The following is a 22,349-nucleotide window of genomic DNA, read 5'->3' as shown; positions in this document are numbered from 1 at the left end:
AAAGAGACCGTAAGCAGTCGCGTACGCGGTCGTCCGTGCCGTCCTGGTGGGGATATCCCCACTGTCGCTCACCCACCTCCCCCATGGCGTCGCCCGACCCCCGACCGGCAGTCTTGGGAGCATGACCGCTGATCATGACTCCGCCGACTCCTCCGGCTCGGCCGGCTCCGCCGCTGCCCCGCGTCCGCCCAGGCGCACCGCCTACGGGACGGAGACGTGGAAGGAGATCGCCTTCCTCCTCTCCAACCTGTTCACCGCGCTGGCCGGTTTCGTCTACTCGGTCGTGAGCGTGCTCCTCGGGGTCGGCCTGTCCGTCACCGTGATCGGGCTCCCGCTGCTCGCCCTCGGGCTCGGCGGCGCGCGCCTGATCGGCCGGTCGGAGCGGGCGCGGGCCCGGGCGCTGCTCGGGGTCGAGGTCGCCGAGCCGTCGCCGCTGCCGAAGCGGGGCGGTTTCTTCGGGTGGCTGTGGACCACGCTGAAGGATCCGGTGGCCTGGCGGACCCAGCTGTACGGGCTGATCCGGCTGCCCTGGGGGATCGTGACGTTCACGGTGGCGTTGGTCTCGCTCATCGTGCTCTGGCCCGTGCTTCCCTTCATCGCCCGTGGCCTGGCGAGCGCCGACCGGGGCATGGTCCGGGGTCTGCTCTCGCCCTCCGACGAGCTGGAGCGGCGGATCGCGGAGCTGGAGTCGGACCGGGGTGTCGTCGTCGACACTGCCGCGGCCGACCTGCGGCGCATCGAGCGCGATCTGCACGACGGGGCACAGGCCCGGCTCGTCGCCCTCGCGATGGGGCTCGGTCTGGCGAAGGAGAAGCTCCTCGACGATCCGGAGACGGCCGCGGCGATGGTCGACGAGGCGCACGGCGAGGTGAAGCTCGCGCTCCAGGAGCTGCGGGACCTCGCCCGGGGCATCCACCCGGCGGTCCTCACCGACCGGGGGCTGAGCGCCGCGCTCTCGTCGGTGTCGGCGCGCTGCACGGTGCCGGTGAAGGTGAACGTGGATCTCGCGGAGCGGCCGGCGGAGGCGATCGAGGGCATCGCGTACTTCACCGTGTCGGAGCTGCTCCAGAACGTGTCCAAGCACGCGCGCGCCCGGTCGGCGTCCGTGGAGGTGTGGCGGGCGAAGGACCGGCTGCTGCTCCAGGTGCGGGACGACGGGGAGGGCGGCGCGCGCTTCGACGGCGGCACGGGGCTCGCGGGGCTCGCGGAACGGCTCGGGGCCGTGGACGGGCTCCTCGTCCTGGACTCCCCGGAGGGCGGTCCGACGACGGTGACGGCGGAACTGCCCTGGCGGTCACGCCCGGCGGCGTGAGCCGCCCGTACCGCCCGTGTGCGTGGGGAAGTGGGCCTGCTGCCGCGCGGCTGGGAGTCGCGCGGCAGCAGGCCCACCTGCGTCCCTTCCCCTCCCGTACCCCCTGGGTAGGGAAAACCCCCGCTCCTAGACGCCCACCCGCCTCATGGTCCGGCGAGGCGTGAGACGGAACCCTGGAACACGTACCGAGCTTCCCTCCCGCCGCCCTCCCTGAGCAGAGAAGGACCCCGCGATGGCCTCCCACCGACTCCCCGCCGCGATCCGCGCGCCGTTCGAGGCACGCACCTGGCGGGCTTTCCTCTACGTGCTGATCGGGCTGCCGCTGAGCGTCGTCTGGTTCGCGCTCTCGATCTCCTTCTTCTCGGCCGGCGCCGGGCTGCTCATCACCTTCCTCGGCGTGCCGATCCTCGCCGGGGTCCTCGCGATGTGCCGGGGGTTCGGCGTGGTCGAGCGGGCCAGGGCACGTGCGCTGCTCGACGTCGACGTGCGGGCGCCCGAGCCGGTGCGGGGCCGTACCGGTGGGGCCTTCTCCTGGATGGGCGCCATGCTGAAGAGCGGAACGTCCTGGCGGCACCTGCTGTACGCGGTCGTGCACATGCCGTGGGCGGTGTTCTCGTTCTCGGTGACGGTGACGTTCTTCGCCTGGGGCTGGAGCCTCTTCACGTACCCGCTGTGGCAGTGGGTCTTCCCGATGTACGCGGGGCAGGACGGCCTCCAGCTCTACGGCGACGGGTCCCACAACCTCTACCTCGACTCCCCCTTCGAGATCGCCGTCACCAGCCTCGTCGGGCTGCTGTTCGTGATGGCCGGGCCCTGGCTGCTGCGCGGCTTCGTCGCCGTCGACCGGCTCCTCGTCTCCGGGCTGCTCGGCCCGTCCCGGCTCGCCTCCCGTGTCACCGAGTTGGAGTCGGACCGGGGCGTCGTCGTGGACACCGCGGCTGCGGACCTGCGGCGCATCGAGCGGGACCTGCACGACGGGGCACAGGCCCGGCTGGCCGCGCTCGCCATGGATCTGGGACTCGCGAAGGAGAAGCTCGCGGAGGACCCGCAGGCGGCGGCGGTGCTGGTCGGCGAGGCGCACGGCGAGGTGAAGCTCGCGCTCCAGGAGCTGCGGGATCTGGCGCGGGGGATCCACCCGGCGGTCCTGACCGACCGTGGCCTGGACGCGGCGCTGTCGGCGGTGGCCTCGCGGTGTGCGGTTCCGGTGTCGGTGGACGTGGACCTGCCGGCGCGGCCGGTCGCGGCGATCGAGGGGATCGCGTACTTCACGGTCTCGGAGCTGCTCCAGAACGTGTCCAAGCACGCGCGGGCGCGGCGGGCCTGGGTGGATGTGTGGCGGACCGGGGAGAAGCTGATGCTTCAGGTGCGGGACGACGGGTCCGGCGGGGCGGAGGCCGTGGCGGGGCGGGGCCTGTCGAAGCTCTCCGAGCGGGTGGGTGCGGTGGACGGGGTGCTCGCGGTGGACTCGCCCGCGGGTGGGCCTACGACGGTGACCGTCGAGCTGCCCTGGCGTGCCTAGCCGCGCCGCTGGTCGTCGCGCCCCGGGGCCTTGGGCCTCGGGGCCTCGCCCTGTGCGCGCGACCCCACGGGCACCGCACAGCGGACGAAGCCCTTGGCGGGCGGGTCCGGACGCTTGCGCCCTCCCCCGGACGTCGTCCGGGGGTGCCCCCATCGCCCGGCGGAACGATTGCCCATAACGAGGGGGGCGTATGTGGGTGGGGGTGCAATGCTGGAGGCCTCATCGGGCAACAACACATAGGGGCTGTGCGGCGTGGGTGTGGATCAAGGGGCGGGGCGCGTGCGGGTGGTCATCGCCGAGGATTCCGTGTTGCTGCGGGAGGGTCTGACCCGGCTGCTGACCGATCTCGGGCATGACGTCGTCGCCGGGGTCGGGGACGGTGACGCGCTCGTCGAGACGGTCGCGAAGCTCGCGGCCGAGGGCGCGCTGCCGGATGTCGTCGTCGCCGACGTGCGGATGCCGCCGACGCACACGGACGAGGGCGTCCGGGCGGCCGTGCGGCTGCGCAAGGAGCACCCGGGACTCGGTGTGCTCGTCCTGTCGCAGTACGTGGAGGAGCAGTACGCCACCGAACTTCTGGCCGGTTCCAGCCGGGGTGTCGGCTATCTGCTGAAGGACCGGGTCGCCGAGGTCCGGGAGTTCGTGGACGCGGTCGTGCGGGTCGCCGGCGGCGGTACGGCGCTGGATCCGGAGGTCGTGCAGCAGCTCCTTGGCCGGAGCCGTCAGCAGGACGTGCTGGCGAACCTGACTCCGCGCGAGCGGGAGGTCCTGGGTCTGATGGCGGAGGGCCGGACGAACTCGGCGATCGCGAAAGCGCTGGTCGTGAGCGACGGCGCGGTGGAGAAGCACATCAGCAACATCTTCCTGAAGCTGGGTCTCTCGCCGAGTGACGGCGATCATCGCCGGGTACTGGCGGTGTTGACGTATCTGAAATCCTGATCATCTGACACTCTGTCAGATGACATGGAGGCCGGAAGGGCGGCCCGCCGGCGCCCGAGGGACCTAGAACCAAAGGATGAGGCGGAATCAGACTTTCCGGAACACTCCGGGTGGCGACAGACCGTGACGATTCAGGGCAAGAGGGCGTCTCAAAAAGAGGTCCATGATGTGAGAAGTCCCGGGAGGGCCCTCCCTACCGTCGTAGGGTGGGCCTGGGGACGGACGGTGATCGGCCGACCGCACCCCGAGCCTTCTCCCGCCTCCGGCGGAGAGTCCCCTTGCCGCGAGGGAGGTCCAGTTCAGTGACCAGCCAGGTCAGTAGCGAGGCCGGTGAGGCCCTGCTCGGGGAGCAGCGCAGCGCCCCGGCGAAGCCCCACCACGGCACCGACAAGGAAGTGCGCCGTCTCGATCGGGTGATCATCCGCTTCGCGGGTGACTCCGGTGACGGTATGCAGCTGACGGGTGACCGGTTCACCTCGGAGACGGCGTCCTTCGGGAACGACCTCTCCACGCTGCCGAACTTCCCGGCCGAGATCCGGGCACCCGCCGGAACCCTGCCGGGCGTCTCGTCCTTCCAGCTTCACTTCGCCGACCACGACATCCTGACCCCGGGCGACGCCCCGAACGTGCTGGTCGCGATGAACCCCGCCGCCCTCAAGGCCAACATCGGGGACGTGCCGCGCGGTGGCGAGATCATCGTCAACACCGACGAGTTCGCCAAGCGCGCCATGGCCAAGGTCGGCTACGCGGCCTCGCCCCTCGAAGACGGTTCGCTGGACGCCTACCGGGTCCACCCGGTGCCGCTGACCACGCTGACCGTCGAGGCCCTCAAGGACTTCGGCCTCTCCCGGAAGGAGGCCGAGCGCTCCAAGAACATGTTCGCGCTCGGGCTGCTCTCCTGGATGTACCACCGGCCGACCGAGGGCACCGAGACCTTCCTGCGGCAGAAGTTCGCGAAGAAGCCGCAGATCGCCGAGGCGAACATCGTCGCCTTCCGGGCCGGCTGGAACTTCGGCGAGACCACCGAGGACTTCGCCGTCTCCTACGAGATCGCCCCCGCGACCCGGGCCTTCCCCACCGGCACCTACCGGAACATCTCGGGGAACCTGGCCCTCTCGTACGGCCTCGTCGCCGCCTCCCGCCAGGCCGACCTGCCGCTCTACCTCGGCTCGTACCCGATCACCCCGGCCTCGGACATCCTCCACGAGCTGAGCAAGCACAAGAACTTCGGCGTGCGGACCTTCCAGGCCGAGGACGAGATCGCCGGCATCGGTGCCGCGCTCGGCGCGGCCTTCGGCGGCTCGCTCGCCGTCACGACGACCAGCGGCCCCGGTGTGGCGCTCAAGTCGGAGACGATCGGCCTCGCGGTCTCCCTGGAGCTGCCACTCCTGATCGTCGACATCCAGCGCGGCGGCCCGTCCACCGGTCTGCCCACCAAGACCGAGCAGGCCGACCTCCTCCAGGCCATGTACGGCCGCAACGGCGAGGCGCCGGTCCCGGTCGTCGCCCCGAAGACGCCCGCCGACTGCTTCGACGCGGCGATCGAGGCGGCCCGGATCGCCCTCATGTACCGGACGCCCGTCTTCCTGCTCTCCGACGGCTACCTCGCCAACGGCTCCGAGCCCTGGCGCATCCCGGACGTCGACGAACTCCCCGACCTGCGGACGCAGTTCGCCACCGGCCCGAACCACGAACTGGCCGACGGCACCGAGGTCTTCTGGCCGTACAAGCGCGACCCGGAGACCCTCGCCCGCCCCTGGGCCGTCCCCGGCACCCCCGGTCTCGAACACCGCATCGGCGGCATCGAGAAGCAGGACGGCACCGGCAACATCTCGTACGACCCCGCCAACCACGAGTTCATGGTCCGCACCCGGCAGGCCAAGATCGACGGCATCGACGTCCCCGACATCGAGGTCGACGACCCGGACGGCGCCCGCACCCTGGTCCTCGGCTGGGGCTCCACCTACGGGCCGATCACCGCCGCCGTCCGCCGCATCCGCCGCGAGGACGGCCACATCGCCCAGGCCCATCTGCGCCACCTCAACCCCTTCCCGAAGAACCTCGGCGAGGTCCTGAAGCGGTACGAGAAGGTCGTCGTCCCGGAGATGAACCTCGGCCAGCTCTCCCTGCTCGTCCGGGCGAAGTACCTCGTCGACGCCCGCAGCCACACACAGGTCAACGGGATGCCGTTCAAGGCCGAGCAGCTCGCCGCCGTTCTCAAGGAGGCCATCGATGCCTGAGCCCCTCCTCCACCTGGTGCCCAAGGCCGAGGCCCAGCAGACGATGAAGGACTTCAAGTCCGACCAGGAGGTCCGGTGGTGCCCCGGCTGCGGTGATTACGCGGTCCTGGCCGCCGTCCAGGGCTTCATGCCCGAGCTCGGTCTGGCGAAGGAGAACATCGTCTTCGTCTCGGGCATCGGCTGCTCCTCCCGCTTCCCGTACTACATGAACACCTACGGGATGCACTCCATCCACGGCCGCGCCCCGGCCATCGCCACCGGCCTCGCCACCTCCCGCCGCGACCTGTCCGTCTGGGTCGTCACGGGCGACGGCGACGCGCTCTCCATCGGCGGCAACCACCTCATCCACGCGCTCCGGCGCAACGTCAACCTCAAGATCCTGCTCTTCAACAACCGGATCTACGGGCTGACCAAGGGCCAGTACTCGCCCACCTCCGAGGTCGGCAAGATCACCAAGTCGACGCCGATGGGCTCGCTCGACGCACCCTTCAACCCGGTGTCCCTCGCACTCGGCGCCGAGGCCTCCTTCGTGGCCCGTACGGTCGACTCCGACCGCAAGCACCTCACCGAGGTGCTGCGCCAGGCCGCCGACCACAACGGCACGGCGCTCGTCGAGATCTACCAGAACTGCAACATCTTCAACGACGGCGCCTTCGAGGTCCTCAAGGACAAGGACCAGGCCAAGGAAGCGGTCATCCGCCTCGAACACGGGCAGCCGATCCGCTTCGGCGCCGAGAACGAGAAGGGCGTCGTCCGCGACCCGGCCACCGGCGACCTCCAGGTCGTCACCGTGACTCCGGAGAACGAGTCGCGGATCCTGATCCACGACGCCCACGCCGCCACTCCCACCACCGCCTTCGCGCTCTCCCGGCTCGCGGACCCGGACACCCTCCACCAGACCCCCATCGGGGTGTTCCGGTCGGTGGACCGGCCGGTGTACGACACGCTGATGGCGGAGCAGCTGGAGACGGCGGTGGAGCAGCACGGCAAGGGCGACCTGGGCCAGCTGCTGGCCGGCAACGACACGTGGACGGTCGTCGGCTGACGCCCGTCCGCGCGGTCAGTCGCGCTTCGCTGCCTCGGTGAACGGGCCGAGGCAGCGCGGCCTTCCGGAGCGGATCCGCCAGAGGGTCAGCCCTTCCAGGACGGTCGTCGAGTTCTCGCTGGCCCTGGAGTAGTAGGACCTCGCCACCCCCCGGTACACCTTGTGGTCCTTCATGAACGCGTACGACATCGCCGCGCCCGGGTACCTCGCGTTCCTCTTGACGGCGGTAGGCAGTGCCTGCACCGTCCAGTACAGGGCGTCGTACGACTCCACCGCGAACCGCTCAACCGGATCCGTGGCCGCGAGCCGCCAGCGCCTGCGGTACGCGGCCGCGAACTCCTTCGCGGCCGGGACCGTGTCGGGGTCGGTGTAGCCCGCCCCGAAGTACCAGCCCTCGGCGGCCGGACCCGCCACGGCGAGGAACTCCGGCTGGAGCGCGGGCTCGACGCTTCCGCGCGGGCCCCGGTACCCCTGCTGCTGCAGTGCCTTGGCGCACAGGGCGGCCCGGCGCGGCGACTTCCCCACGTACATCACGCCCGTCGGGGAGGTGGCGAGCGCGGCCCGGACCGCCGGCCCGAAGTCCTCGCTGTCCGCCGCGACCTGGTGCACGGTGACCGTGCCGCCGGCGGGAGGCGAGTCCTTCAGGTTCCGGGCGGCGAGCCAGCTGTAGGTGCCGGCCGCCCGGTCCTCGATGACGGCGGTACGGCGCAGACCGTGCTCCGTGAGGTAACGGCCGAAGGGCGCCGACATCACGTCGGGGTAGGGCCGCACTTCGAAGTAGGTGCGCGCCTGCGGCGTCTGACCCCGGATCACCCCGTCCGCGACCGACGCCACCACGCTCAGCACCGGCACCCTGGAATCGACGAGCGCGTTCGCCGCCTCGATGGCCGTCTCGGTGGCCGTCGGGCCGAGGACGGCGACCAGGGCCGGGTCCTTGAGGAGGGTGCGGGCCCCGGCGGCGGCCCGCTCGGGGACTCCCCCGTCGTCCGTCACCTTGAGGACCAGGTCGAAGGGCCGGTCCGCGCGGGCGTTGAAGGTCTCCGCGGCAAGGCGCAGTCCGCGTTCCTGGGCGCGCCCGTCCGCCTTGCCGGGGCCGCTGAGGTCGGTGAGGACACCGAGCGTGTACGCCGCCTTCGGCGCCCCCGCACCGCCGCCGGTGCCGCCCGTTCCGGTGCCCGGGTCGCGGCCGAGCAGCCAGGCGGTGAGGCCACCCGTGCCCGCGACGGCCCCGGCCGCGCCGAGTACCAGAAAGCGGCGCCGCGAAGTCCCCTGCTTCTCGCGGGGGTTGAGGACGGTCGGATCGGCGACCGGCAGGTCCAGGACCCGTGACGAGCGCTGGGCGATCAGGGCGGGCAGACCGGTCGGCAGCCAGTCGCCCGCCGCCGGGCCCTCGTACGGACCGAGGGCGTCCCGCACCTCGGCGGTGCTCGGCCGGTCGGCGGCGCCCTTGGCGAGACAGGCCGCGACCAGGGGCAGCAGCGGCCCGGGCAGGCCGTCGAGGTCGGGCTCCTCGTGGACGGTGCGGTAGACGACCGAGGCCACCCCGCCCGTACCGAAGGGGCGGCGTCCGGTCAGCGCGTACGCGAGGACGCAGCCGAGCGAGAAGACGTCGCTGGCCGGTCCGACCTCGCCGGCCCCCAGGGCGCGGGCCTGCTCGGGGGCAAGGAAGCCGGGGGTGCCGATCATGGCGTCGGTGGCCGTGAGCGCGGTCGCCCCGGCGGCCCTGGCGATGCCGAAGTCGATCAGCCGGGGCCCGTCGAGGGCGAGCAACACGTTCCCGGGCTTGACGTCCCGGTGGACGAGCCCGGCCGTGTGCATGTCGGCGAGGGCGTCGGCGAGTCGTGCGCCGAGCGCCCGCACGGTCGGCTCGGGCAGGGCGCCGTGCAGGGCGACGGCCTCGGCGAGCGAGGGCCCGGGCACGTACTCGGTCGCGAGCCACGGCTCCCGGGCCTCCGGATCGGCGCCGAGGACGCGGACGACCCAGCGGCCGGTGATCCGCTCGGCGGCCCGCGCCTCGCGGCGGAACCGCTCCCGGAAGCCGGGGTCGGCGGCGTGCTCGGCGCGGATGAGCTTGAGCGCGGCGAGCGCACCGCCGGCGGAACGGGCGAGGTAGACCACGCCCATGCCGCCGGCGCCGAGCCGTCCGAGCAGCCGGTAGCCGGCGATCGAGGAGGGATCGGCCTTCTTGAGGGGCTGCACGCTCAGGCCTTCTTGGGCTTGTTGGGTTCCGCGGGCGCGGGACCGAGATACTTGTAGGCCCCGTTCTGCACGCCGTAGAGGAAGGTGCCCATACCTCTGAGCTCGCCGTTGTCGCCGAACGAGTAACCGCCCATGGCCCCGGTGTACTCCTGCTTGCGCAGCGCCTCCCACAGGCCCTTGCGGGTGAGCGGGCCCTTGGCGGCGTTCGAGGAGAGCCAGGACGTGACCAGGCCGACCACGTCGAAGGACTCGCCGGTGTAGAAGGCGGGGGCGGTGCCGTAGCGCTTGCGGTAGGCGTCGACGAAGTCCTGGGCGCGCTTGCGGTCGGCCGCCTTCTGCTTGGTGTCGGTGGCCCGCTGGACGGGGTCGACGACGGGAGCGCAGACGTACCAGCCCTCGGCGGCGCTCCCGGCCTCCTTCAGGAATTCCGACCCGAAGACGTGCTGGCCGGCGAACCGGGGCCCGGTGAAGCCAAGTTGTGTCAGGGCGCGGGCGGCGAGCACGGCCGTGGAGCGGACACCGCAGTGGACGTACGCGTCGATGCCGGCGTCGATCATCTCGCCGATGATCCGGCGGTAGTCGGTGACACCGGCCGGGACCACCCGGAAGTGCGGCTCGATGCCGGCGTACCTGAATCCGAAGCGGGCGCCGGCGGTGCACTGCCAGCCGTACTGGTCGTCGGTGCGTTCCTGGAGGACTCCGGGGCGCCGGATCTGCGGCAGCAGCGTGGCGGACCAGGCGAGGTAGGTGCCCGCCAGGACGTGGTTCGGGATGGCGCGGAGAACGGTCGTGTTCCGCGAGGAGTTGGCATCGGCGCGCAGGGTGAAGAGGTTGTAGCCCGCCGAGGTGGTGAGGAGCGGCACGTCGGCCTCCTCGAAGGCGGCGAGCTCGGCGACGCCGGTGGCGTCGGAGGTGGGGCCGAGGACGGCGATCACGGAGGGGTCGGAGGTGAGCCGGCGGGCGGCGGCGAGGGCGCCGGCGACCTCCCCACGGTCGTCGGAGACCTTGAGCTCAAGGGTGAAGGGCTTGCCCTTGTGCACGGCGTTGAACCGCTCGACGGCGAGCCGGGCGCCGCGCTCCTGGGCCCGGCCGATCTCCCGGGCGGGCCCGGAGAGGTCGGCGAGGACGCCGATGGCCCAGGTGTTCTGGGGCTTCGGCGCGGGGGGCTTCCCGTCGGTGTCGTCCCGCCCGGAGTTCCACAGGGCGTACGCGCCGCCGCCCGCCGCGAGCACCGCGGCACCGGCGCCGAGCAGCAGGAAGCCGCGCCTGCTGGGCCCGGCCGGGGCGGCGGCGTCCGTGCCGTGCGCGGTCGGGTCGATGTCGGGAAGCGCCAGCATGGCCGTCGAGCGGGTGGCGATGGTGGTGACGACGGGCGCGGGCAGCCAGTCGGCGGGGGCGCCCGGGGTGTCCTCGGTGAGCCGGGCGGCGATCTCCTCGGCGGTGGGGCGCGCGGCCGGTTCCTTGGCGAGGCACTGCCGTACGAGGTCGAGCAGCGGCTCCGGTACGCCGGCGAGGTCGGGCTCGTCGTGCACGGTCCGGTAGAGGAGGGCGTCCAGGGCGCCCGTACCGAACGGCGGGCGGCCGGTGGTCGCGAAAGCGAGCAGACAGCCGAGGGCGAAGACGTCGGAGGCGGGGCCGATCTCGGCGGCGCGGGCCTCGGCCTGCTCGGGGGCGAGGAAGCCGGGCGTGCCGACGACCATGTCGGCCGAGGTCAGCCCGGTCTCCCCGGTCGCACGGGCGATGCCGAAGTCGATGAGCCGGGGGCCGTCGACGGCGAGCAGGATGTTGCCGGGCTTCACGTCCCGGTGGACGATCCCGGCCGCGTGGACGGCGGCGAGCGCGCGGGCGACGGCACCGCCGAGGATCCGTACGCTCCGCTCGGGCAGCGGCCCGTGGGCTCGGACGGCCTCACCGAGGGACGGGCCCGGCACGAAGGCGGTGGCCATCCACGGCTCGGGGGCGTCGGGATCGGCGCCGGTCACGGGGACCGCCCAGGGGCTGACGACCCGGCGGGCGGCCTCGACCTCGCGGCGGAAGCGGGCCCGGAAGTCGGCCTGGTCGGCCTGGTCGGCGTGGGTGACCTTGACGGCGGCGAGCTCGCCGCTGTCGGTGCGGCCGAGGTAGACGACGCCCATGCCGCCGGCGCCGAGGCGGCCCAGGAGGCGGTAGCCGGCGATCGACGAAGGGTCGGAGGGCAGGAGCGCCTGGAGGGCGCCGGGCTGGGGGCCGGGCTGGGCCATCGGGCTCACGACTGGGCTCCCCACTGCTTCTTGACGCGGTCCTGCATGATGACGTTGGCCCGGACCTGGGCGTCGGTGATCTTCGCCTCGGTGTAGCCGGGGGCTCCCTTGATGACGGTGGCGAAGCTGACCTGCCCGATGCGGCTCTGGAACCAGGTGTAGAACTGCGGTCCCTTGAAGGCGTCGGTGAGGTACGAGCCGCGCTCGACGAGGAGGTCGTCCGTGGTGGATGCATCGTCGTAAAGGGGGCTGACCGACGTGAGGCTGCTGATGCGTTCGCCCTCGCGCAGCCGCTGGTCGGGGCAGCGCAGCGCCTCCTCCAGGGTTTCGGCCATCTCCCAGTCGGCGTCGGACTCGGTGCGGTGGATGGTGACGGTGGCGGCGACGCGCAGGACTCCCTTGCCGCCCGCGGCCGGGATCTCGCTGTAGGACGTGACGCTGTAGAGGACGGAGCCCGGAAGGCTGCCGGCTTCCCAGGTGCAGTTCGCGTCGAGGACCGGCCAGGAACCGGGGCCGCTGAGGAACGGGCTGCGCTTGACGTACTCGGGCCCCCAGGCGTCCGGCCCCGCCACGACGGCGAGTGCCAGCCGCTTCGCGTCGGCCGCGGTGCGCGGGGCCTTCTTCGGGTCCAGGGCGACGCCCGGTCCGCTCGGTGTCGGGGACGGGGTCCCGGACGCGCTGGTGCTCGGTGTTCTTCGGGGCGGTTTCCCGTCGCCCCCGCCGTCTCCCGGCGAACAGGCCGCCAGGAGTGCCATGCCCGCCGCCACCGCAGCACCGGTGCGCAGCACTCTTCCGTACGTGTCCCTCACGATTCCCCCACGGTCGCTCACACGATCCCCCGGTCGGTGAAGGAGATCGTACGGCTCCGCGCATCAACTGGGCGGGGCTACAACGTCATTGGGACGCTTCTCGCACGGTGTCGTAACGCACACGCGCCTCCTCCACCTCGTCGAGGCTGCTCGCGGTCCACCGGGCGAGCTCCCAGACCCGGCGGGCGGCCTCCTCGCCGAGTCCGGTGAGGCTGTAGTCGACGCGGGGCGGGATGACGGGCTTGGCGTCGCGGTGGACGAAGCCGTCGCGCTCCAGGGTCTGGAGGGTCTGCGTGAGCATCTTCTCGCTGACGCCGCCGACCGCGCGACGCAGCTCACTGAAGCGGTACGAGCGCTCCCGCAGGGCGATCAGGATGAGGACGCCCCAGCGGCTGGTGACGTGCTCCAGGACGCGGCGCTCCGGGCACATGGCGTCCGCCACGACGGCCTGCGGCAGGTCGTGCGGCACTTTCTCACTTACTCCCATACCAGTACCTTACTTCAAAGTGGGTACTTACGAAAGGTTAGCGCCCGTCGTACGGTGAGTACATCGCCCGGCGCACCCCGCGCCTCCCACCGGAAGAAGGAAGCACCATGAGCCTCGTCGTCACCGGAGCCACCGGACAGCTCGGCCGTCTCGTCGTCGACGCCCTCCTCACCGGCGCGTCCGCCGTCCCCGCCGAGTCCGTCGTCGCCGTCGTCCGCGACAAGGAGAAGGCGGCCGACCTGGCGGAGCGCGGTGTGGAGCTGCGGATCGCGGACTACAGCAAGCCGGAGACCCTGGCCGAGGCCTTCGAGGCCGGCGACCGGGTGCTGCTCATCTCGGGCAGCGAGGTCGGACAGCGCGTCGCCCAGCACGCCGCCGTGATCGACGCGGCCAAGGCCGCGGGCGTCGCCCAGCTCGCGTACACCGGCGTCCTCGGCGGGGACGGGGCCGACTTCGACCTGGCCGCCGAGCACAAGGTGACCGAGCGGCTGATCCTCGACTCGGGACTGCCGTACACCTTCCTCCGCAACGGCTGGTACACCGAGAACTACACCGCGAACCTCGCCCCGGTCCTGGCCCACGGCGCCGTCGTCGCGAACGCCGGCGAGGGCCGGATCGCCTCCGCCGCCCGCGCCGACTACGCCGCCGCCGCGGCAGCCGTCCTGGCCGGCCCCGCCGAGGAGCACCTGAACAAGGCGTACGAGCTGAGCGGCGACACCGCCTGGTCCCTCGCGGAGTACGCCGCCGAGGTCGCCGCCCGGTCCGGCCGGGAGATCACGTACAGCAACGTGCCCGCCGAGGCGCACCTCGCGATCCTCACCGGCGCCGGGGTCCCGGCCCCCTTCGCCGAGATCCTGGTCGACGTCGACCGGGCCGTCGAGCACGGCGCGCTCGCCCTGCAGACCGGCGACCTGGCCCGCCTGATCGGCCGCCCGACCACCCCGATCGCCGTGACGATCCAGGAAGCGCTCGACGCCTCCTGAAGAACACGCCTCCACCTCACCCCTCCGTCCCGCCCCTCCCCATGGTCATGACCGTATTGCGGTACGGGCATGACAACCCGCCCGGTGCGGCGCTACCTTCGACAGGACAGCGCGGCACAGGGCGGGAGGTCCGGTGAAGACGGATAACGAGGAACGAGCAGGATTGCTCTACGGGATCGGCGCCTACGGCATGTGGGGTCTGGTCCCGCTCTTCTGGCCGCTCCTCAAGCCCGCCGGGTCGATCGAGATCCTCGCCCACCGGATGGTGTGGTCCCTGGTCTTCGTCGGCATCGCCCTGCTCGCGGTGCGCCGCTGGGGCTGGATGCGCGAACTCGTCCGCAGCCCCCGCAAGCTCGGCCTGATCACCGTCGCCGCCGCCGTCATCACGGTGAACTGGGGCCTCTACATCTGGTCCGTCAACACGGGCCACGTCGTCGAGGCCTCCCTCGGCTACTTCATCAACCCGCTCGTCACCATCGCCCTCGGCGTCCTCGTCCTCCAGGAACGACTGCGCCCGGCACAGTGGGCCGCGGTCGGTGTCGGCTTCGCCGCCGTCCTCGTCCTGGCCATCGGATACGGGCAGCCGCCCTGGATCTCCCTGGCCCTCGCCTTCTCGTTCGCCGTCTACGGCCTGGTGAAGAAGAAGGTCAACATCGGCGGCCTGGAGTCGCTCGCCGCCGAGACCGCCGTCCAGTTCCTGCCGGCCCTCGGCTACCTCGTCTGGCTCGGCAGCCAGGGCACCCTCGCCTTCGGCTCCCACGGCGCCGGCCACACGGCCCTGCTCGCCGCCACCGGCATCGTCACGGCGGTCCCGCTCGTCTGCTTCGGCGCGGCCGCGATCCGCGTACCGCTGTCGACGCTCGGCCTCCTCCAGTACCTGGCGCCGACCTTCCAGTTCCTGCTCGGGGTCCTCTACTTCCACGAGGAGATGCCGCCGGAGCGCTGGGCGGGCTTCTCCCTCGTCTGGCTGGCCCTGACGATCCTCACCTGGGACGCCCTGCGCACGGCCCGCCGGAGCAGGGCGGCGATGGAGGCGGCGAAGGCCACGGCGGAGGCGGCGGCCGAGGCGGCGGCGGACGCCGATACTGCCACCGCTGCCGCCACGCCCACGGCCACCGCTGCCGAGGCCTCGCTGACGGGACCCGCGCAGAAGCCGGAGTCGGCAGCGGCACCGGCACCGGCACCGGCACCGGCACCGGCCCGCCAAGCGCTCTGACGGCGGGCGGTCACGCCTCCAGGAGGTCGTGCTCCCGGATCAGCCAGCAGACCGCCGTCAGACGCAGGGTCGCGAAGTCGTGACCGGCGGGCTCGGCCCAGTCGACCCCGGCCAGCCAGTCGGTGAACCCGAGGACGTAGTCGGCGAGCTCGTCGCGCCGGACGATACGGCCCCCGGACCCCCGCTGGGCCGGGATCAGGGCGTCGCGCACGGCGGCGGCGTGCTGGTCGACGGCAGCCGCAAGCCCCGGCGCGGACGTCATCTCCGAGAGCCGGGGCATGTACGTGGCGGCGACGTCGATCAGCGGGCAGCCGGGCGAATCGTTCATCCCTCCACATTAGGTGCGTACGGCGTCATTCAGGCCGTGAGCTTGGTCGCAGGACCGACCCATGCGGCCGGTTACCGACCCGGGGGTAGGTTCCGTCTTGTAACCATGGGCATCCTGCGGGAGCATGGGTTGTCATGGAAGAAGGCACTTCGAAGTCACCCAGCCACTGCGAAAGAACCTACGGAAGCGACGGGCATCTCGACCCCTTCCAGTGGGACACCCGGGAGGACTGCGAGGTACGGCAGATCCTCGACCGGGTCGCCGACAAGTGGTCCCTCCTCGTCATCGCGCTCCTCGACCGCCGGGTCCTGCGCTTCACGGAGCTCAAGCGCGAGATCGACGGCGTCAGCCAGCGCATGCTGACCGTGACCCTGCGCCAGCTGGAGCGCGACGGCCTGGTGAAGCGCACCGTCCACCCGGTGATCCCGCCCCGCGTCGACTACGAACTGACACCCCTGGGCCGTACGTTGCACACCACGATCCGCTCCCTCGTCACCTGGACCGAGCAGCACCAGAACGAGATCGCGGCGGCACGGGAGGAGTACGACGCGAAGGAGGCGGCGACGGTGTCCTGAGGCTGGTTCCAGGGGCGCAGAGACGGTTCCGGTGACTCGGAGACGGTTCCGGTGACTCGGAGACGGTTCCACGACGCGGAGACGGTTCCGGCGACTCGGAGACGGTTCCGGCGACTCGGAGACAGCGGAGACGACGGAGACAGCGCGGATAACCGGTGGCCCTCCCCGTGGACTACGCCCACCCTGGGAGCCATGGAAGAACCGAAGTCGGCCAATGACGAGCCGAAGTACCGGATCCGCGCGCTCCACACCGACCGTACGGTCACCGTCTACCAGGCGTACCCGCCCGAGATCGGTCTGCCGACGGCCCGGGAGGGGCGTTTTCCGGCCGTGTGGAAGCGGGACCGGATGACATGGATCAAGCCGTCGTTCCTGTGGATGATGTACCGCTCGGGCTGGGGGACGAAGGAGGGCCAGGAGACCGTCCTCGCCGTGGAGATCGACCGCGAAGGCTTCGAGTGGGCCCTGCGGAACGCCTGCCTCTCCCACTACGAACGCGGGTTCCATCCCGATCAGGCCGCCTGGAAGCACCAGCTGCGGGAGGCGCCGGCGCGGGTGCAGTGGGACCCCGAGCGGGATCTGCGGCTGCGGGCGCTCCCGTACCGGTCGCTCCAGCTCGGACTCTCGGGCGAGGCCTCACGCCGGTACGCGGACGAGTGGACGGTGTCCGTCACCGACGTGACCCCGCTCGCCCACCGGGTCCGCGACCTCGTCCGGGCGGGCGACCTCGACGCCGCCCACCCGCTGCTGCCCCGCGAGGAGCCGTATCCGGAGGCGGCGGGCCTGCTCGACCGCCTGCGCGTTCAGGACGGCGCGGTGACCACGGAGAAGTTGAAGTCGCCGGTGCCGAGCACCCCGTAGAGCCGCAGCCACAGCTGGACGAGCTGCTCCGTCGCGCGGGCGCTCGTCAGGTCGCCGAGGTCGATGATCCGGTCGGCGGCCCAGCCGAAGGAGCCGAGCAGCTCCGCGACGGCGGCCTTGGCGTCCTCGTCGTCGCCGCTGAGGAACACGTTGTGGTGTCCCGGGACGCGGCCGGGCTCGACCATGACGGTGTTGGTCATGGTGTTGAGCGTCTTGACGACCCGCGCCTCCGGGAACGCCTTCTGCAACTGCTCGGCGACGCTGCCGCCGTCCGGCGTGACGACCTTGGGCGGGAAGCCCTCGGAGAAGTCGAGCGCGTTGGAGACGTCGAGGACGACCTTGCCACGCAGCTTGTCCGGGCCCACGGACTCCAGGACGGCGAGGGAGACGAGACCGCCGGTCGCGTTCACGACGAGCTCGGCGGAGGCGGCGGCGTCCGCGAAAGTGCCGTGACCGCCGCCGTGCTCATCGGCCCACTTCACGGCCTCGGCGTTGTCGGCGGTACGGGAACCCATCGCGACCTGGTGCCCGAGGGAGACGAGCTTCGTGGCGAGCCGGCGACCGACATCGCCGGTGCCGAGTACGGCGATCTTCATGACGTGCGCTCCTTCGGAAGGGAGACGGCGGCCCTGACACAGGCCGGCTCGCCCCTCGGAAGGGGACGGCGGCCCGGGAGGCCGACCCTACGCCGTACCGCACGCGGCCGCCGCCCCACTGCGTCCCGCCGCCGTCCCGTCCTCCCTCCCGGGGGGATGCCGTCCGGCCTTACCTCCCCGGGGGGATGTCGTCCCGTCTCCCCTCCCTGAGGGATCAGGTGCCGGACACGTCCCGGGGCGCGCGCCGCATCGCCCACAGGGTCGGGCCGCCGCCCGGCAGGCTCGCCTCACCGAGCACGACGAAGCCGAAGTGCTCGTACACGGGGAGGTTGTCCGGCTTGGAGGACTCCAGGTAGACGGGCATGCCCGCCGCGTCGGCCTGGGCGAGGCCCGAGCGCAGCAGCGCGGACCCGTGCCCCTGGCCCCGGGCGGCCGGGTCGGCGCCGATCACCGCGAGGTACCAGTGAGGCTCCGGCGGCGTGTGCGCGGCCGCGGCCTCGACGGCCTCGCGGAATAGACCGGCCCGGTCCCCGAGGATCTCCTGGAGCTCCTGGATGGTCTCAGCGTCGGGGACCGCCTTGTCCTGGCCCTCCGGCGCCACCCAGAAGGCGGCGGCGGCGTCGGTGCGCTCGCACACGCCGTGGAGTCCGTACTGCCGGGTGAAGAGGGTGGTGAAGTACCGGCCGAGACCGGCCTCGCGCGAAGCGTCGTCGGGGAAGAACCAGCGCATCATCGGGTCGTCGCCGAAGGCACGGGCCAGGGTGTGGCTGACCATCGGGGCGTCGTCGACTATTGCCGTTTTCGGTGTGTTCGAGGTAGGCATACGGGTCATTCTGCACGCTTGATGATCTTCACCGACCGGCGGGGGCGGTCCCGGGCGGCGACTCCAGGTTCCGTACGATCTCGGTCATCACGCCCTTGCGGGGGGCGCGTTGGCGCGCGTTGGCACGTGTTGGCGTGGACGGCAGACTTCGGTGGGGCTTCAGGCCCCGCTGGTCGCTCCCGGTGGGCGGGAGGGGTGGAAACCCTGCATTTCTGCGAGCAACAGGCCTCGGAATGGCGCCCAAAGGGGGCGAATCACCCTCCGCTGGCCGAGTTACTGTAGGAAACCTCTTCGCGGCACCCCCAACCACCCACCAAGCGCCGGCGGTCGCGCAGGCCCAGCCCGGATCTCAACTCATCGCGTCAGCAAGGTGCTTCTCATCCCACGGTCTGCATGGCGTCTGCCGGGACCTCGAAGACGAACTCGAATCCGTCCTGCTCGTTGCCCTTCTCACCGACGCGCGTGAAACCGAAGCCGGCGATGGTGGCCAGGGAGGCCTTGTTGTCGGACTTGATGGTGGCCCGCACGGTCCTGACACAGGGTTCACCCGCGGCCCTGACGAGCAGCTCCCTCAGCATGGCCCGGGCATAGCCCTGGCGGCGGTACGCGACCGCGACGGTGTAGCCGACCTCAAGCACCCCGGCCTCGCTCGGCGGTCCGTGGAAACCGGCGTCGCCTACGACGGTCCCGTCCGGCTCGGACACTGCGGCCCGCGCGATCCAGGGCGCGGCGGACGGGTCCCTGGCGATCTGGTCGGCGCGGTAGCCGAAGATGTAGCGGGACCGGTCGCTGACGAAGTACTCATCGAGGGCGACCCCGGCCTCGGCGCTGCCGCCGGCGAGGTCACCATCGGCGAGCGCCCGCAGCGTCTTCTCGCTGAGCTCGACGAAGCGGATGCACTTGGGGGTGGGGAGAAGTTCGTTGTTCATCGCGGAGATGCTCGCTCAGCGCTGGATGACTGTCCATCGCATTACGGCGGTCCAGCAGGGAGGTTTCCTGCAGTAACTCTCCCCGGGAAGTGGTATTTACCCCTTTCAGGGGCCGCATCGGGGTCCGTGACTCGGAGAAATGCAGAGTTACCCACGCCCCACCCCGGCAGTGACCAGCGGGGCTTGAAGCCTGACCAACCAGCGACCGTTTCCCGCTAAGCCGGAGCGGGGTCGCCCCCATCGCACTGCCGCGCACCCCGAACCCACCGAAGGCCACCCACCCGCCCTGACCGCGAACCAAGCCCCCACCCACCGGCCGCCAGACGCCCACCGGCCCCCGACACTGCCCGGGGCCCTGCGTAGGCCACGCCCCCCGGCCGCACCCGAGCCCCTCCAGAGACTCCCGCCCCCGGACCTCAGTAACCTCCCGCCCATGGACCAGGAATTCCCCGTCCCCCCGCTCCTTCGCGACGTCTATCCCTCCCTCGTCCGCGAGCTCGTGCGGCTTCTTGAGAGCGAGGGCGAGCGTGAGCTGGCCATCGTCGTCCACGACGTGCGGATGCACGGCCCCTGCGGCTGCAGTGACGGCTTCTGCCAGAGCATCCGTACCTCGGACCATCCCCAGGGGCAGCCCTACGGCGAAGGCCATCGCTGCGTCCCCCTCCTCCCCGAGGACGGGATGATCAACCTGGACGTCGTACACGGCCGGATCGCCTTCATCGAGATCATCGACCAACCACCTCTGATCCGCAGCGACTTCGCTGCCGACAACGGCAGCGACACCACCCTCACCCACGACGCCACCCCCACCCCCACCCCGTAAAACTCAGTCGAGCGCCCCGCCAAGCCCTCCTACGATCACGGCCATGGCGACCTTCGTTCACCTCACCCCCGCCGCCAACTCCGCCCGCGTCCGTCGTGCCGGTCTCAAGGCCGCCGGGCACGCCCAGTGGCGCGGCGTGTTTCTCTTCCCGGTGCTCCCCTCGTACACCCTCACCCACCAATGGCTGCGCGAACTGGCCCGTCGGCCCGGCCCCCGTGGGCTGGTCGCCGTGCACGTACGCCTTCCCGACGACGAGCCCGTGACCGTCGGGCGGTACAGCGACCGCGAGCCCCCGCGGGTGTCGGCCGCCGAGGCCGTGCGGCGGGTTTCCGAGGCGGCCGACTCCCGGGGCTGGGAGGTGTTCCTCCCGCGCTCCGTCGCCGCCGCCGAGGTGCGGCAGATCCGGCCCGTACGTCAGGTCAACGGGTGGCGCTACCGCCCCGGCGCCCACGGCACACCGCCCTGCCTCTGTTTCGGCTGCCGGGACCGTGGCGGCTACGGTGCCCGCCGGCTTCGCGAGCGGCGGCCGCATCCGCTCGACGGGCCGCCGCCCGCTCCCCGGGTGCTGCTCGCTCGGGTCGAGGCCGCGGAGTCCCGGGGCGACACGGCGGCGCTGTGCGAGGCGCTCCGCTGGTACGGAATGCGGCGCCGGGGGCCACTGGCACGGCTCTCCCGGCTCGCCGGGCACGCCGATCCGGCCGTACGGATCGCCCTCGTCGAAGCGGTTGCCTCCTGGTCGACGCCCGGAGTCGACGTACTTCTAAGGGAGTTGGAGGGGGATCCCGATTCCGGGGTGCGCGAGGCCGTGGTGGATGCGCTTGTTCGGTGAGCGAACGTACCTGACCGGTTTCCGCTCTTGACGCGGAGTCAAAATCTCACTGAACATTCAGCACGCACAACAGAACATCTGAACATCAGATCACCTGAACAACTGAACACCGCGCATGCACTCGCACAGCTCCAACGCCTCGTGGCACCCAAGCCCGAGGCGTCTCGCACGTTCCGTCCCATCCCCGTTCGGAATCCGGAGCCCCCACAGATGAACATCTCCGTGCCCAGACGTGTCACCGCGGTCGCCGCCCTCGCGGCGCTCGCGCTCGCCGGTCTCACCGGCACCACCGCCACGGCCAGCCCGGCCGCGGCTGCCGCCGCGCCCGACATCCCGCTCGCCAACGTCAAGCAGCACTTGACGGACCTGCAGTCGATCGCCACCGCCAACGGCGGCAACCGCGCCCATGGCCGTACCGGCTACAAGGCGTCGATCGACTTCGTGAAGGCCAAGCTGGACGCCGCCGGCTACACCACCACCCTCCAGACCTTCACCTCCAGCGGCGCGACCGGCTACAACCTGATAGCCGACTGGCCGGGCGGTGACCCGAACCAGGTCCTGATGGCCGGCTCGCACCTCGACTCGGTCACCTCGGGTCCCGGCATCAACGACAACGGCTCCGGCTCCGCGGCGGTCCTGGAGACCGCCCTCGCCGTGGCCCGCTCCGGCTACCAGCCCTCCAAGCACCTGCGTTTCGGCTGGTGGGGCGCTGAGGAGCTCGGGCTGATCGGCTCGAAGTACTACGTCAACAACCTGCCGACCGCCGAGCGCGCGAAGGTCAAGGGCTACCTGAACTTCGACATGATCGGCTCGCCCAACCCGGGCTACTTCGTCTACGACGACGACCCGACCATCGAGAAGACCTTCAAGGACTACTTCGCGGGTCTGGGCATCGCCACGGAGATCGAGACCGAGGGCGACGGCCGCTCCGACCACGCCCCGTTCAAGAACGTGGGCATCCCGGTCGGCGGTCTCTTCGCCGGCGCCGACTACGTCAAGACGGCGGCGCAGGCGCAGAAGTGGGGCGGCACCTCCGGTCAGTCCTTCGACCGCTGCTACCACTCGTCCTGCGACACGACGTCGAACATCAACGACACCGCCCTCGACCGCAACAGCGACGCGATCGCGCACGCGATCTGGACGCTGTCCGCCGGCACGACCACGCCGCCCACCGGCACGGTCTTCGAGAACACGGCCGACGTGTCCATCCCGGACAACGGCGCCGCGGTGACCTCGACGGTCAACGTCACGGGTGTCACGGGCAACGCGCCCAGCAACCTCGCCGTCGGCGTGGACATCGTCCACACCTACCGCGGTGACCTCGTCGTCGACCTCGTCGCCCCCGACGGCTCGGTCTACAGCCTGTCCAACCGGTCCGGCGGCAGCGCCGACAACATCGTCCAGACCTTCACCGTGAACGCCTCCTCCGAGGTCGCCAACGGTGCCTGGAAGCTCCGCGTCCAGGACAAGGCCTCGGTCGACACGGGTTACATCAGCGGCTTCAAGCTGACGTTCCCGTAGCCGGGCAGGCAACAGAACGCCCGGGCGGGTCGGTGAACATCGCCCCCGACCCGCCCGGGGTCCCAACCACCCGAA

20 protein-coding genes are annotated in these 22,349 nt (G+C 71.5%); 12 read left to right on the top strand and 8 right to left on the bottom strand.

Features of this window, described 5'->3' with window-relative positions; genetic code table 11:
• Positions 1–121 precede the first annotated feature (121 nt).
• The 5 genes from OG514_RS16465 (at position 122) to OG514_RS16445 (ending at position 7,055) form a co-directional block, all read left to right on the top strand.
• The gene (locus tag OG514_RS16465; protein ID WP_266895293.1) at positions 122–1,312 is read left to right on the top strand and encodes a sensor histidine kinase; all 1,191 of its coding nucleotides are present in this window, start codon (positions 122–124) and stop codon (positions 1,310–1,312) included.
• Between the two features lie 232 nt (positions 1,313–1,544).
• Positions 1,545–2,831, top strand: coding sequence for a sensor histidine kinase (locus OG514_RS16460; protein WP_266895291.1), 1,287 nt, complete (start codon positions 1,545–1,547; stop codon positions 2,829–2,831).
• A gap of 279 nt (positions 2,832–3,110) precedes the next feature.
• Positions 3,111–3,770, top strand: a complete 660-nt coding sequence (locus OG514_RS16455; RefSeq protein WP_266895289.1) for a response regulator transcription factor — start codon at positions 3,111–3,113, stop codon at positions 3,768–3,770.
• Positions 3,771–4,072: 302 nt separating this feature from the next.
• Entirely contained in the window at positions 4,073–6,010 is a 1,938-nt protein-coding gene (locus tag OG514_RS16450; protein WP_266895287.1) for a 2-oxoacid:acceptor oxidoreductase subunit alpha, read from the top strand.
• Entirely contained in the window at positions 6,003–7,055 is a 1,053-nt protein-coding gene (locus OG514_RS16445; RefSeq protein ID WP_266895285.1) for a 2-oxoacid:ferredoxin oxidoreductase subunit beta, read from the top strand. The genes OG514_RS16450 and OG514_RS16445 overlap by 8 nt, the downstream gene beginning before the upstream one ends.
• 15 nt (positions 7,056–7,070) lie before the next feature.
• Here OG514_RS16445 and OG514_RS16440 read toward each other — a convergent pair whose 3' ends face one another.
• The 4 genes from OG514_RS16440 to OG514_RS16425 form a co-directional block, all read right to left on the bottom strand.
• Entirely contained in the window at positions 7,071–9,254 is a 2,184-nt protein-coding gene (locus tag OG514_RS16440; protein WP_266895283.1) for a bifunctional serine/threonine-protein kinase/ABC transporter substrate-binding protein, read from the bottom strand.
• Between the two features lie 2 nt (positions 9,255–9,256).
• Positions 9,257–11,494: a bifunctional serine/threonine-protein kinase/ABC transporter substrate-binding protein gene (locus tag OG514_RS16435; RefSeq protein ID WP_266900871.1), complete on the bottom strand. Its 2,238-nt coding sequence runs from the start codon at positions 11,492–11,494 to the stop codon at positions 9,257–9,259.
• Positions 11,495–11,499: 5 nt separating this feature from the next.
• Positions 11,500–12,303, bottom strand: coding sequence for a hypothetical protein (locus OG514_RS16430; protein WP_266895281.1), 804 nt, complete (start codon positions 12,301–12,303; stop codon positions 11,500–11,502).
• An 85-nt stretch (positions 12,304–12,388) separates the two neighbouring features.
• A complete protein-coding gene (locus tag OG514_RS16425; RefSeq protein ID WP_266895279.1) occupies positions 12,389–12,790 on the bottom strand; it encodes a helix-turn-helix domain-containing protein in 402 nt (133 codons plus the stop codon).
• Between the two features lie 107 nt (positions 12,791–12,897).
• Here OG514_RS16425 and OG514_RS16420 point away from each other — a divergent pair, with 107 nt between their 5' ends.
• Both OG514_RS16420 and rarD read left to right on the top strand, forming a co-directional pair.
• Positions 12,898–13,773, top strand: coding sequence for an NmrA family NAD(P)-binding protein (locus OG514_RS16420; RefSeq protein ID WP_266895277.1), 876 nt, complete (start codon positions 12,898–12,900; stop codon positions 13,771–13,773).
• Between the two features lie 133 nt (positions 13,774–13,906).
• Positions 13,907–14,989: an EamA family transporter RarD gene (gene rarD / locus OG514_RS16415; RefSeq protein WP_266895275.1), complete on the top strand. Its 1,083-nt coding sequence runs from the start codon at positions 13,907–13,909 to the stop codon at positions 14,987–14,989.
• A 10-nt stretch (positions 14,990–14,999) separates the two neighbouring features.
• Here rarD and OG514_RS16410 read toward each other — a convergent pair whose 3' ends face one another.
• On the bottom strand, positions 15,000–15,317 hold the full coding sequence (locus OG514_RS16410; RefSeq protein ID WP_266895273.1) for a DUF6401 family natural product biosynthesis protein: 318 nt from the start codon (positions 15,315–15,317) through the stop codon (positions 15,000–15,002).
• Positions 15,318–15,451: 134 nt separating this feature from the next.
• On the opposite strand from OG514_RS16410, the gene OG514_RS16405 reads away from it, so the two are divergent.
• Together OG514_RS16405 and OG514_RS16400 are read left to right on the top strand one after the other, a co-directional pair.
• Positions 15,452–15,892 (top strand): helix-turn-helix domain-containing protein, encoded by a 441-nt coding sequence (locus OG514_RS16405; protein WP_266895271.1) that lies wholly within the window; start codon positions 15,452–15,454, stop codon positions 15,890–15,892.
• Positions 15,893–16,084: 192 nt separating this feature from the next.
• The gene (locus OG514_RS16400) at positions 16,085–16,753 is read left to right on the top strand and encodes a DUF4291 domain-containing protein (RefSeq protein WP_266895269.1); all 669 of its coding nucleotides are present in this window, start codon (positions 16,085–16,087) and stop codon (positions 16,751–16,753) included.
• Here OG514_RS16400 and OG514_RS16395 read toward each other — a convergent pair.
• From OG514_RS16395 to OG514_RS16385, 3 genes are all read right to left on the bottom strand, one after another.
• The gene (locus tag OG514_RS16395; protein ID WP_266895267.1) at positions 16,696–17,349 is read right to left on the bottom strand and encodes an NADPH-dependent F420 reductase; all 654 of its coding nucleotides are present in this window, start codon (positions 17,347–17,349) and stop codon (positions 16,696–16,698) included. The genes OG514_RS16400 and OG514_RS16395 overlap by 58 nt on opposite strands.
• Positions 17,350–17,563: 214 nt before the next feature.
• Positions 17,564–18,181 (bottom strand): N-acetyltransferase, encoded by a 618-nt coding sequence (locus OG514_RS16390; protein ID WP_266895265.1) that lies wholly within the window; start codon positions 18,179–18,181, stop codon positions 17,564–17,566.
• 368 nt (positions 18,182–18,549) lie between these two features.
• The gene (locus OG514_RS16385) at positions 18,550–19,101 is read right to left on the bottom strand and encodes a GNAT family N-acetyltransferase (RefSeq protein ID WP_266895263.1); all 552 of its coding nucleotides are present in this window, start codon (positions 19,099–19,101) and stop codon (positions 18,550–18,552) included.
• A gap of 433 nt (positions 19,102–19,534) precedes the next feature.
• Here OG514_RS16385 and OG514_RS16380 point away from each other — a divergent pair, with 433 nt between their 5' ends.
• From OG514_RS16380 to OG514_RS16370, 3 genes are all read left to right on the top strand, one after another.
• Positions 19,535–19,924, top strand: a complete 390-nt coding sequence (locus OG514_RS16380) for a hypothetical protein (protein WP_266895261.1) — start codon at positions 19,535–19,537, stop codon at positions 19,922–19,924.
• Between the two features lie 43 nt (positions 19,925–19,967).
• Entirely contained in the window at positions 19,968–20,753 is a 786-nt protein-coding gene (locus OG514_RS16375; protein WP_266895259.1) for a HEAT repeat domain-containing protein, read from the top strand.
• A 210-nt stretch (positions 20,754–20,963) separates the two neighbouring features.
• Positions 20,964–22,274, top strand: a complete 1,311-nt coding sequence (locus tag OG514_RS16370; protein ID WP_266895257.1) for a M28 family metallopeptidase — start codon at positions 20,964–20,966, stop codon at positions 22,272–22,274.
• The last annotated feature ends 75 nt before the right edge of the window (positions 22,275–22,349 follow it).

It is taken from the genome of Streptomyces sp. NBC_00572 (assembly GCF_026341815.1).
In the GTDB taxonomy this organism is placed as follows: Bacteria; Actinomycetota; Actinomycetes; order Streptomycetales; family Streptomycetaceae; genus Streptomyces.
The sequence above is the reverse complement of the archived record's forward strand: the minus strand, read 5'-3'. Positions and strand labels throughout refer to the sequence as shown.